We start from the raw sequence: 10,980 nt of genomic DNA, 5'->3' as shown, positions 1-10,980 counted from the left end.
CTCAGTGCGTCCGTAGCTCAGTTGGTTAGAGCACCACCTTGACATGGTGGGGGTCGGTGGTTCGAGTCCACTCGGACGCACCATAATAACGCTGCATTCCACACCTTGCGCTACACCATCTAGTTTTGCTGAAACCACACGCCCTACGCTTTACCATCGCCGCCCATTTGCTTTGGAAGCGAGCCGTTCGATCGGCTATGATAAGCGCCAACGGGTTATAAGGATCGCCATATGTTGAAGTTTATCGCGGCAACGCCGTTTCACTCGCTGGATAATGGCCTTGCCCGCCGAGAAGGCAAAATGAGCGATGGCGCGGCCGCCGCCGAAGTACGCTATGACGCAGGCGCGTTCGGCCAATTGCAAAAACACCCCCATGGGCTGCAAACTCAAGTGCTGTCCGGCGAGTTTGAATTTACCGTCGGTAGCGACATTTTTGTGGCGATCGCCGGCGAATCCATCACCATCCCTGCCGAGGTGGCCAGTGGCTGTTTTTGCCTGACCGCCGGAACCCTGCTGGAAATCGCCCTCGCTCCACAGTCAAAATAGCGTTTTATTCACAGCGCATGGATTTGCGCAACAAACTGCCGCTCTAGATTTGCATTTGCGCCACATTTGCTGCTGTTTTGACTAAACCTGCGCCACGCATCGGTTTTTTATTTTGTTTCCGACGGCGATGGCTTTATAATGCGCAACGTCTTTCAGTTGAATGGTTTCAGCCCTTGATCTGCGAAAACGCAATAACAACAACGTCAATTCCCATCACTTTTCGCATCATTACCGTTCGCCGGTGCGGGCTGAATTTTTCCGCCCCATTTCTACTGTGGTCACCTATTCTTAACTATGTTTTCCAACGTCAGGTACGCGCCAGATCCCTTACCGGCGACTTAAACGCCGGTTTTATTCGCTTTCTTATCCATCACAACTTGTAGAAAAAACCGTCATGAAAAAGACCAAAATCGTTTGTACCATCGGTCCCAAAACCGAATCGGAAGAAATGCTGACCGACCTGCTGAACGCAGGCATGAACGTAATGCGCCTCAACTTCTCCCACGGCGATTACCAAGAGCACGGCAATCGCATCCAGAACATGCGTGCGGTGATGGCTAAAACCGGTAAAACCGCCGGCATTCTGCTTGATACCAAAGGCCCGGAAATCCGTACCATGAAGCTGGAAGGCGGCAAAGACGCCGCGCTGGTTGCCGGCCAGACGTTCACCTTTACCACCGACCAAAGCGTGATTGGCAACAATGAACGCGTCGCCGTGACTTACGCCGGCTTTGCCGCCGATCTTAAAATCGGCAATACCGTTCTGGTCGATGACGGCCTGATCGGCATGGAAGTCACCAACGTCAGCGAAAACGAAGTGGTTTGCAAGGTGCTGAACAACGGCGATCTGGGTGAAAACAAGGGCGTTAACCTGCCAGGCGTTTCCATCCAGCTGCCAGCACTGGCTGAAAAAGACAAGCGCGACCTGATCTTCGGTTGCGAACAGCGCGTCGATTTCGTTGCTGCCTCCTTTATTCGCAAGCGTTCAGACGTGCTGGAGATTCGTGAGCATCTGAAAGCCCACGGTGGCGAGCAGATTCAAATCATCTCCAAAATCGAAAACCAGGAAGGTCTGAACAACTTCGACGAAATCCTTGAAGCGTCGGACGGTATCATGGTAGCGCGCGGCGATCTGGGCGTTGAAATTCCGGTGGAAGAAGTGATCTTTGCGCAAAAGATGATGATCGAAAAATGCAATCGCGCGCGCAAAGTGGTCATCACCGCCACCCAGATGCTCGATTCGATGATCAAAAACCCACGCCCTACCCGTGCGGAAGCCGGTGACGTGGCCAACGCCATTCTGGATGGTACCGACGCCGTGATGCTGTCCGGTGAAAGCGCCAAGGGTAAATACCCGCTGGAAGCGGTGAACATCATGGCCACCATCTGCGAGCGCACTGACCGCGTGATGCCAAGCCGTATCGACGGCCTGAACGACAACCGCAAACTGCGCATCACCGAAGCCGTATGCCGCGGCGCAGTTGAAACGGCTGAAAAACTGGATGCACCGCTGATCGTGGTTGCCACCAGCGGCGGCAAATCCGCCAAGTCGGTGCGTAAATACTTCCCGGACGCGAATATCCTGGCGTTGACCACCAATGAAGTCACGGCACACCAGCTGGTGCTCAGCAAAGGGGTTATCCCACAGCTTGTCAAAGAAATTGCCTCTACCGACGACTTCTACCGCATCGGTAAAGAAGCCGCATTGGCAAGCGGTTTAGCGCAGAAAGGCGATGTGGTCGTGATGGTATCCGGCGCATTAGTGCCAAGCGGCACCACCAATACCGCCTCGGTGCACGTGCTATAATTAAAAAGTGACAAAAATTTAATCAAAAAAACGTCGCCATGCGGCGTTTTTTTATTGCCAGTAAACTATTTTCGCAAAAACGCAACCACCATTAGACCATTATTTCGCCTATGGCAAATCGGAGCAGTCCGATGGAATCCGGCTGTTTTGCCTCGTTTTTTTAACTATTCTGTAAAACAAGATGCAAGTTTGAGCGAACGATCAAAATAAAGAGCTCTAACACAAAAAAATTATTCTCTTTCGAAAAAAGTTTGTGTAATACTTGTAACGCTACATGGAGATTAACTCAATCTAGAGGGTGTTATAATGAATCGTACTAAACTGGTACTGGGCGCAGTAATCCTGGGTTCCACTCTGCTGGCAGGCTGCTCTAGCAATGCTAAAATCGATCAACTGTCCTCTGACGTTCAGACTCTGAACGCTAAAGTTGATCAGCTGAGCAACGACGTGAACGCAATCCGTTCTGACGTTCAAGCAGCTAAAGACGACGCAGCACGTGCTAACCAGCGTCTGGACAACCAAGCTCACGCTTACAAAAAGTAAGTTAGCTTCGGTAATTAAAAACGGCGCACATTGTGCGCCGTTTTTTTTGTCTCAGATAATCCTCCCTTTTCCCCTCTACGCCAGCGCGACTACGCCACAGAATGGCGCCAAATCGCAGCCATTAAAAAGCCCGGCGCATTGGCCAGGCTTGGGGTATCACCCGGTCAGGTTAGTTCGCCTGTGAAATCGGCGCGCCCTCGGTGGTCGTGGTCTTGCTCTTGTCGCCGCCAAACAGCCGCAGAGAAGGCAGAGCAACGTCAGAAGGGTTCTGCCCTACGCTGACCAGCACCGGCATGCCTGAACGCCGTGTGAGGGCGCTGTCGAACTCGGCCTTGTCGGTGGCCGCATCGTTAACGAACTTCTGCTGGCCTTTGGACAGGTGAATCGGCATGGTCTGCGGATCGTCACTCTCGACTTTCGACAGCGGTTGATGCACTTCAACATAACGCTTGCCGTCCGGTTCAACCGACACTTTCACCGGTTCGTTGATAATCTGCACTCGCGTCCCCTTAGGCACCATGTTGAACAGCGCTTCGATATCGTTCGGACGCAGGCGAATACAGCCGGAACTGACGCGCATGCCAATACCGAAGTTGGCGTTGGTGCCGTGAATCAGGTACTCGCCGTGCCCCATGGACAAACGCATGGCAAACAGGCCCATCGGGTTTTCCGGGCCGGCCGGCACCACACCCGGCAATGTCACGCCCTGCGCGGCATAGCGCTTGCGGATGTTGGCGGTTGGCGTCCAGGTCGGGTTCGGTATTTTCTGGCTGACAGAGGTGACCTTGAGCGGCGTATGCATGCCGGTCTGGCCAATACCGATCGGGTAGACGATCACTTTATTTTCGCCTTTCGGATAATAGTACAGACGCAGTTCAGCCAGGTTCACCACAATCCCTTCGCGCGGCGTGTCCGGCAACAGCATCTGGGTTGGAATAGTCAGTACCGAGCCGGGTTTCGGCAGGTAAGGATCGGTGCCCGGATTGGCTTCCAGCATGCCCAACAGGCCGATTTGATAATCAGCGGCGATTGCCTCCAGCGAACGCCCATCGTTCGGCACGGTGTAAATGGTGTTTTCGCCAATCAGACGGCTATCAGCCGGTGGCAGCGGATATTCGGTCGCGCTGGCGGCTTGCGTGCCGGCCAGGACGGTGGCGAATAACACGCCCATTAAAGTCAACGCACGTTTCATGCTCTTCCCTTTTGTGTACGGTTCGGCCACAAGGCTATCTAGCGGTTGTCGGCAGGTAAATCAGACAATTACCCGTTTAATACTAGCAACTCTAGGTGCAAAGGCAATAAAGGGCATAAAATCAAGACGTTATAACGTTATCAACCGACAGGTGCCTCGCCGCGACAACAGCCGCTAACACATTGATATATCGATTTATTCGTCACGACATTTGGCCAGCAACGCTGATTGTAAAGACTCATTGACAAATGGCAGGTATCAATGAGTCGATTAAGCGGGGTTACAGCAACTGAGACGCTTTCAAGCGGATTGCGCGGATCATCGCTTCCAGACCTTGCGAACGCGAAGGGGTCAAATGCTGGCTGAGCGCCAGTTCAGCAAAGAAAGGCCGCACGTCGAGATCGACGATTTGCTGTGGCGTCAAATCACGATACAGGATGAAGACCACGGTCATCAGTCCCTTGACGATGGCGGCATCGCTGTCACCATGGAATTCAACCTGCCCTTGTGGATTCTGCCGCATCACGATCCACACCTGGCTCTGACAGCCTGAAATCAGGTTCTGCGGTTGACGCTCGGCGTCGTCAAGCGGCGGCAGGCGTCCCCCCAGTTCGATCACATACAGATACTTGTCTTCCCAATCCAGGCAACGCGAAAAATTGCGCACCAGTTTGTCTTTGTCCGGCAAATTTGCCATGAGGCTTCCTATAAAAGTTCCGCCGCGGGCTATCAGCCCAGCAGCTGCTGAATTCGCTGCAGACCGGCCACCAGTCGATCCACGTCTTCCCGGGTATTGTACAACGCCAGTGAAGCACGGCACATGCTCGGTACCTGATAAAATGCCATCAGCGGCATGGCGCAATGGTGACCAGTACGAATGGCGATACCGTAGCGATCGAGGAAGCTGCCCACATCATAGGCATGGTGCCGGCCGAGGTTGAAGGCAATTACCCCGGCGCGCTCACTCGGGCCGTAGATCTGCAGCTGTGGCACCTGTTGCAGCGCTTCCAGCGCGTAGTGCATCAGCGACTGCTCATATTCATGGATTCGGTCCAGCCCCAGTTGCGATACATAATCCAGCGCCGCGCCCAGCCCCATCATGCCAGCGGTGTTGGGTGAACCAGCTTCAAAACGCCACGGTGGCTCGGCGTAGGTGGTGCCGCTGGTCAGGCTAACCTGCTGGATCATCGAACCGCCGCCTTCCCACGGCGGCATCTGTTGCAACAGCGCCTGTTTGGCATACAACACGCCGATGCCGGTAGGGCCGTACAGCTTGTGTCCCGAGAAGACATAGAAGTCGCAGTCCAGCGCCTGCACGTCAAGCTGCTGATGCATCACCGCCTGAGCGCCGTCCACCAGCACCTTGACGCCGGCGGCATGTGCTTGCGCGATGATATCGCTTAGCGGGTTGACGGTGCCCAGTACGTTGGAAACATGCGTCAGCGCCAGCAGCCGAGTGGTACCGTCCAACAGCGCAGGCAACTGGTGGATATCCAGCGTGCCGTCCTGCTGCAATGGCCAGATGCGCAGCGTCAGCCCCCGCTCCTGCGCCAGCATCTGCCACGGCACGATGTTGGCATGGTGCTCCATCTCGCTAATGACGATGCTGTCGCCCGGCTGCAACAGATGGCGACCATAGCTGTTGGCCACCAGGTTGATACCTTCGGTGGTGCCTTTGACGAACACGACTTCTTCCGCCAAGGCGGCATTGATAAACTGTGCGACCTGGGCGCGCACCGCTTCCATCTGCTGCGTCGCTTCAGCGCTGAGCGTATGAATGCCGCGGTGTACTGCGGCATAGCCATGGCGATAGAAGTCGGCTTCACGTTCGATCACCACATTCGGTTTCTGCGCGCTGGCCGCGCTGTCGAGGTAAGCCAGCGGCTTGCCGTTGACCTCACGCGCCAAGAGCGGGAAATCACTGCGCACACGTTCTATTGGATAGCTCATGCTGCCTCCCGCGGCAAACGCCGGGTGATCTGCGCCAGCACCTGTTCACGAATGGCGTCGTCTTTAATGCCTTCAGTCAATTCGGCGGCAAAGGCGAAGATAATCATTTGCTGGGCGTCGTGCCGACTGATGCCGCGCGACTGCAGATAGAAGATCTGTTCCTGATCGATACGACCGACCGTTGCGCCGTGGCTGCATTTGACGTCATCGGCGTAGATTTCCAGTTGTGGTTTGGTATCCACTTCCGCCACGTTACCCAGCAACAGGTTATGGTTGGTCATCTGTCCGTCGGTTTTGATCGCGTGCTTCGCCACTTTGATCATGCCGTTGAACACCGCCTTGGCACGATCGCTGACCACCGTCTTATGCAACTGACGACTCTCGCAAAAGCCCTTGTTGTGCTCCAGATAGGTGCGCGTATCACACACCTCCTTGCCTATCGGCAAGATCAGGCTGTTGATCGCCAGGTTGCTGCCTTCGCCGTTAAGCTGGGCGCTGGTGTTGTGACGCGTCAGCCCGGCGCCAAGCAGGAAGCTGTCACTCTTCACCCGCGCGTCGCGGCCGATCACCAGATCGTTATGCGAGAAGTGGTAGCTCGGCTGGCTTTCAAACGCCAGTTTACTGTGCTGCAGTTCTGCGTTGTCGCCGACGTTGGCCGTCAGGCGTGCGCCAGTAAAATGGGCTCGTTCGTTCAGGCTGACGTAATGTTCGATAACGCTGGCCTGTGCGCCGCGTGCGATGTCCAGATGGTGGCGATGGTGAACGGTATTGATTTCCCCTGCTTCGCCGCGACCGCTGCTGATGTGCAGCAGATACAGCGGGCGTACGCCGACTTTACCGGCCGGCAGGCGAATCAGGCTGGTTTCCTGCGCCAGGCTTTCGGTCAGATGCAGGAAAATTTCCGGCTGAATCGGCTCCGGCAGCGTCTGCGGGCTCGCATAACTCGCCACCTCAAACTGATAGTCGCCCAGATCGGCGTCACTCAGCTGCGCGCTGTAACGGCCGTCGACAAACACCAGGCGATAGGCATCAATGTCCAGCGCCAGCGCATCACGCTGCGCAGCGGTGATGTCGCTGACGATCGGAGCGACGAACTGCCGTTCGAGCAGCCCTTCCAGCGGCGTGTACTTCCAGTTTTCATGCTTGCGCGTCGGCCAGCCCAGTCGTAACGCCTGCTGCCAGTGTGCCAGGGCATAGGCCGATTGTTCGCCGCCGTGCGCTTCAAACAGGCTGTAGAGCGTTTGCAGTGCACGAGAATTATTGTTGGTCGGAAAGCCAGCCATAGCCCTGCTCCTCCAACTGTTTCACCAGAGAGAAATCACCAGATTTAACGATGCGCCCCTGAGAAAGTACGTGAACGTAGTCCGGTTTGATGTAATCCAGAATACGCTGATAGTGCGTCACGATGATAAACGCCCGTTTGCCGTCACGCAGCGAATTGACGCCGTTGGCGACGATTTTCAACGCGTCGATGTCCAGCCCGGAGTCGGTTTCATCCAGAATGCACAGATCCGGCTCCAACGCCGCCATTTGCAAAATGTCATTGCGTTTTTTCTCGCCGCCGGAAAACCCGACGTTGACCGAGCGCGTCAGCAGGTCGGCCGGCATATTCAGCAGTGCAATCTTCTCTTCGATAAAATCGGCAAAATCGAAACGGTCCAGCGGCTCCAGGCCCCGGTATTTGCGCACCGCGTTCACCGAGGTTTGCAGAAAGAAATGATTGCTGACGCCGGGGATCTCCACCGGGTACTGGAAGGCCAGAAACACGCCTTCACCGGCGCGATCTTCCGGATCCAGTGCCAGTAAATCCTTGCCTTTGAACATGACTTCGCCGGCGGTGACCTCGTATTCCTCGCGTCCCGCCAGCGTAGCAGAGAGCGTACTTTTGCCAGAGCCGTTTGGCCCCATGATGGCGTGAACCTCACCCGGCTTGATATCCAGGCTCAGGCCCTTGAGGATCTCACTGCCTTCCGCGCTGACTTTCAACTCTTTGATACTTAACATGCTGTGTCCTCTGGTGGCGTTTTTCCGCCCAAATATTAACCGACGCTGTGTTCCAGGCTGATTGCCAGAAGTTTTTGTGCCTCGACCGCGAATTCCAGCGGCAGCTCGGAGAATACATCCTTACAAAAACCGTTGACGATCATTGAAATAGCATCGTCTTCGCTGATGCCACGCTGCAGGCAATAGAACAGTTGGTCGTCACCGATCTTCGAGGTGGTGGCTTCATGTTCCAGTTGTGCGCTGTTATTGCGTGCCTCAACGTACGGGAAGGTATGCGCCCCGCTGTCGGGACCGATCAGCATCGAATCGCACTGGGTAAAGTTGCGCGCGTTTTCTGCCCCCGGCAGGATTTTGACCAGACCGCGATAGGTATTTTCGCTGTGACCGGCGGAAATGCCCTTGGCAATAATGGTTGATTTGGTGTTTTTGCCAATGTGGATCATTTTGGTGCCGGTGTCTGCCTGCTGGTGACCGCTGGTCAGCGCGACCGAGAAGAATTCACCGATCGAATTGTCCCCCTGCAAGATCACGCTCGGATATTTCCAGGTGATGGCCGAGCCGGTTTCCGACTGGGTCCAGGACATTTTCGAATTGGCCCCTTCACACAAGGCACGCTTGGTGACGAAGTTGAGAATACCGCCCTTGCTGTCGCCGCCGGAGAACCAGTTCTGCACCGTCGAATACTTCACTTCGGCATCTTTATGCAGTATCACTTCCACCACCGCCGCATGCAGCTGATAGCTGTCGCGTACCGGGGCGGAGCAGCCTTCGATATAGCTGACGTAGCTACCTTCGTCGGCGATCAGAATGGTTCGTTCGAACTGGCCGGTTTTGGCGGCGTTGATGCGGAAGTAGGTAGACAGCTCCATCGGGCAACGCACCCCTTTCGGCACGTAGACAAATGTGCCATCAGAGGCCACCGCCGCGTTGAGTGCGGCAAAAAAGTTATCGTTGGAGGGCACGACGCGCCCAAGATATTTACGCACCAGATCCGGGTATTCCTGAATCGCCTCACCGAACGAACAGAAAATCACCCCGCTTTCGGCCAGTTTTTCGCGATAGGTGGTCGCCACGGAGACCGAGTCAAAGATGGCGTCCACCGCCACTTCACTGCCCTCACGCACCGGCACGCCCAACTGGTTGAACGCCAGCTCCACTTCGCTGGTCAGATAGCTGTTTTCCGCCAGTTGGGCGCCTGGCTGCTGTTCCGCTCCCGGCTGTGAACCGCAGGCGTCATCACAGCTGCCGCAGGACGGCGCCGAATAATAACTGTAATCCTGATAGTTCAGCCGGTCGTAATTGGCTTTCAGCCAGTGCGGCTCTTCCATTTGCAACCACGCGCGATAGGCTTCCAGCCGAAACTCCAGCATCCACTCAGGTTCGTTGCGCTTGGCCGAGATGGCGCGAACCACCTCTTCGTTAATGCCGGTGGCCAACTCGTCGGTAGCCACCTGGGTAAAGAAGCCTTCCTTGTAACGACCTTCACTGACCCAAGCCTGTACATCATTTGGTACTTCTACATTGCTTCGTGTCATGTTGATTACATCGCTCAAACGCCAAAACTCTCGCCACACCCACAGGCATGTTGAGCTTTAGGGTTGTTGAATTTGAATATCTGATTCAGCCCTTCGCGGACAAAATCGACCGTCGTGCCATCGATAAAGGGCATCGCTTTCAGCGGCACGTAAAGCTTTGCGCCGTCGCGCTCAAACAGCAGGTCATCGCCTGCCGGTTCTCGGGTCAGATCCAGCACATAGGCAAACCCGGCGCAGCCGGACTGTTTCACCCCGAGCTGCAACCCCTTGACCTGCGGATCCTGCTGCATCAGCTTGATGATTTGCTTGACGGCGCTGTCGCTAAGGGAAATGCCTTGCCAGACATTCTCTGCCAACGAGAAAGTACCGACATTTTCTGTTTGCATATGGCCTACCTCATGTTTTCTCTATCACAGCCAAATCAGGCTATATCGACTATGTTAGTGATAATGATTATCACTTCAACCGTTTGTTTTGCGGGGGTATCGGCTGAAAACCCGGTTTTTCACCTCAGCCGATGGAAAGCGCGCTGGAGATTTCGCTGCCTCCACGCACTGGGATGGGGAATGAACCTGTTTATTCATTTGAATTTTAATCACTTTACCCATTACCGTACCGCTCGCCCCGGCGGCGAAAACGCTCAACCACCTCGAGCATTTTTTGCCATTTTAAACATTCATAGAAAATACCTATTTCTGTGACTTGTCTGTCTGAAAAATGCGTTTAACGTTAAATGATGCTGTTTCGCTCCGTTAGCGCGCCGCCCTTCTGTATAAAGTTTAGTCGCTACTGAGTAAATGGGGTCGCTGTGCGCCAAGTAAAGGGTCGAATCACGGTGGTTTTCGACCGCCACAGGCAGGCGAAAAATTTCAACAAGATGATTGATCGTTACGGCACCAATCAATATGATAATGATTATCATTCAGACCATGGTGCGGAACTATGACCATCTCAATAAACGCTTGGCTGCTCGGAAAAATCGATGAGTACAAGTTCAGCATTCGTGATGCAACGGTGGACTTCTTCATGGCGGAAGCCGCCCTAAAGCGCCCGGAATGCAACATCGATAACTTGAAACGCTTCAATGGCATCAGCCTGAACATCGCCAATCTCTGCCTGGAAAACGGCGATGACGAAAGTTACCTGCACGCATTGAGCAAGCTGCATAATCGACTGATCGTGGAAATCAACAATCCGCAGCGTTGTCAGCTGTTCCGTGTGCAAAGCTACCATTTTGCTCGCCATACCCTGACGCTGATCTGCCAGAAATACGCGATGGAAGGCACCTGGGAAAAGGCCAATGCGTTTCAGAAGGATTTCGTCAAGCGGGTACCGTTCCAGTTATAATCTTCCGCCGACGCAAGGCGCAACGACTATACTTGGCACAGGGGTATTGCGTGCGA

Annotated in this window: 10 protein-coding genes, 1 tRNA gene and 1 pseudogene; 5 read left to right on the top strand and 7 right to left on the bottom strand. The window is 54.7% G+C overall.

Features of this window, described 5'->3' with window-relative positions:
* Positions 1-6 precede the first annotated feature (6 nt).
* From ACCC84_RS03910 to ACCC84_RS03895, 4 genes are all read left to right on the top strand, one after another.
* Positions 7-83 (top strand) — tRNA-Val (locus tag ACCC84_RS03910).
* A 148-nt stretch (positions 84-231) separates the two neighbouring features.
* Complete coding sequence (locus ACCC84_RS03905) at positions 232-546, top strand: cupin domain-containing protein (protein WP_004963536.1); 315 nt, start codon at positions 232-234, stop codon at positions 544-546.
* A gap of 394 nt (positions 547-940) precedes the next feature.
* The gene (gene pykF / locus ACCC84_RS03900; protein ID WP_273867928.1) at positions 941-2,353 is read left to right on the top strand and encodes a pyruvate kinase PykF; all 1,413 of its coding nucleotides are present in this window, start codon (positions 941-943) and stop codon (positions 2,351-2,353) included.
* A 306-nt stretch (positions 2,354-2,659) separates the two neighbouring features.
* The gene (locus ACCC84_RS03895; RefSeq protein ID WP_004943717.1) at positions 2,660-2,896 is read left to right on the top strand and encodes a major outer membrane lipoprotein; all 237 of its coding nucleotides are present in this window, start codon (positions 2,660-2,662) and stop codon (positions 2,894-2,896) included.
* A gap of 271 nt (positions 2,897-3,167) precedes the next feature.
* Here the strand turns inward: ACCC84_RS03895 and ACCC84_RS03890 are convergent.
* From ACCC84_RS03890 to sufA, 7 genes and pseudogenes are all read right to left on the bottom strand, one after another.
* Positions 3,168-4,088 (bottom strand): annotated as a pseudogene (locus ACCC84_RS03890) (L,D-transpeptidase family protein); the annotation flags it as partial.
* A gap of 280 nt (positions 4,089-4,368) precedes the next feature.
* A complete protein-coding gene (gene sufE / locus ACCC84_RS03885) occupies positions 4,369-4,785 on the bottom strand; it encodes a cysteine desulfuration protein SufE (RefSeq protein WP_198773156.1) in 417 nt (138 codons plus the stop codon).
* A gap of 32 nt (positions 4,786-4,817) precedes the next feature.
* A complete protein-coding gene (gene sufS / locus ACCC84_RS03880; RefSeq protein ID WP_371901565.1) occupies positions 4,818-6,038 on the bottom strand; it encodes a cysteine desulfurase SufS in 1,221 nt (406 codons plus the stop codon).
* Positions 6,035-7,321, bottom strand: coding sequence for a Fe-S cluster assembly protein SufD (gene sufD / locus ACCC84_RS03875; RefSeq protein ID WP_198773157.1), 1,287 nt, complete (start codon positions 7,319-7,321; stop codon positions 6,035-6,037). The genes sufS and sufD overlap by 4 nt, the downstream gene beginning before the upstream one ends.
* Positions 7,296-8,042 carry a Fe-S cluster assembly ATPase SufC gene (gene sufC, locus ACCC84_RS03870; RefSeq protein ID WP_004963556.1) on the bottom strand — a complete coding sequence of 249 codons (747 nt, stop codon included), beginning with the start codon at positions 8,040-8,042 and terminating at the stop codon, positions 7,296-7,298. Before sufC ends, sufD begins: the two co-directional genes overlap by 26 nt.
* Positions 8,043-8,077: 35 nt before the next feature.
* Complete coding sequence (sufB, locus tag ACCC84_RS03865; RefSeq protein ID WP_004963559.1) at positions 8,078-9,577, bottom strand: Fe-S cluster assembly protein SufB; 1,500 nt, start codon at positions 9,575-9,577, stop codon at positions 8,078-8,080.
* Between the two features lie 14 nt (positions 9,578-9,591).
* Positions 9,592-9,963: a Fe-S cluster assembly scaffold SufA gene (sufA, locus tag ACCC84_RS03860; RefSeq protein WP_004963562.1), complete on the bottom strand. Its 372-nt coding sequence runs from the start codon at positions 9,961-9,963 to the stop codon at positions 9,592-9,594.
* 556 nt (positions 9,964-10,519) lie between these two features.
* Here sufA and ACCC84_RS03855 point away from each other — a divergent pair.
* Positions 10,520-10,924, top strand: coding sequence for a hypothetical protein (locus ACCC84_RS03855; protein WP_004963569.1), 405 nt, complete (start codon positions 10,520-10,522; stop codon positions 10,922-10,924).
* Positions 10,925-10,980 lie beyond the last annotated feature (56 nt).

Source organism: Serratia odorifera (assembly GCF_041448735.1).
In the GTDB taxonomy this organism is placed as follows: domain Bacteria; phylum Pseudomonadota; class Gammaproteobacteria; order Enterobacterales; family Enterobacteriaceae; genus Serratia_F; species Serratia_F odorifera.
The sequence above is the reverse complement of the archived record's forward strand: the minus strand, read 5'-3'. Positions and strand labels throughout refer to the sequence as shown.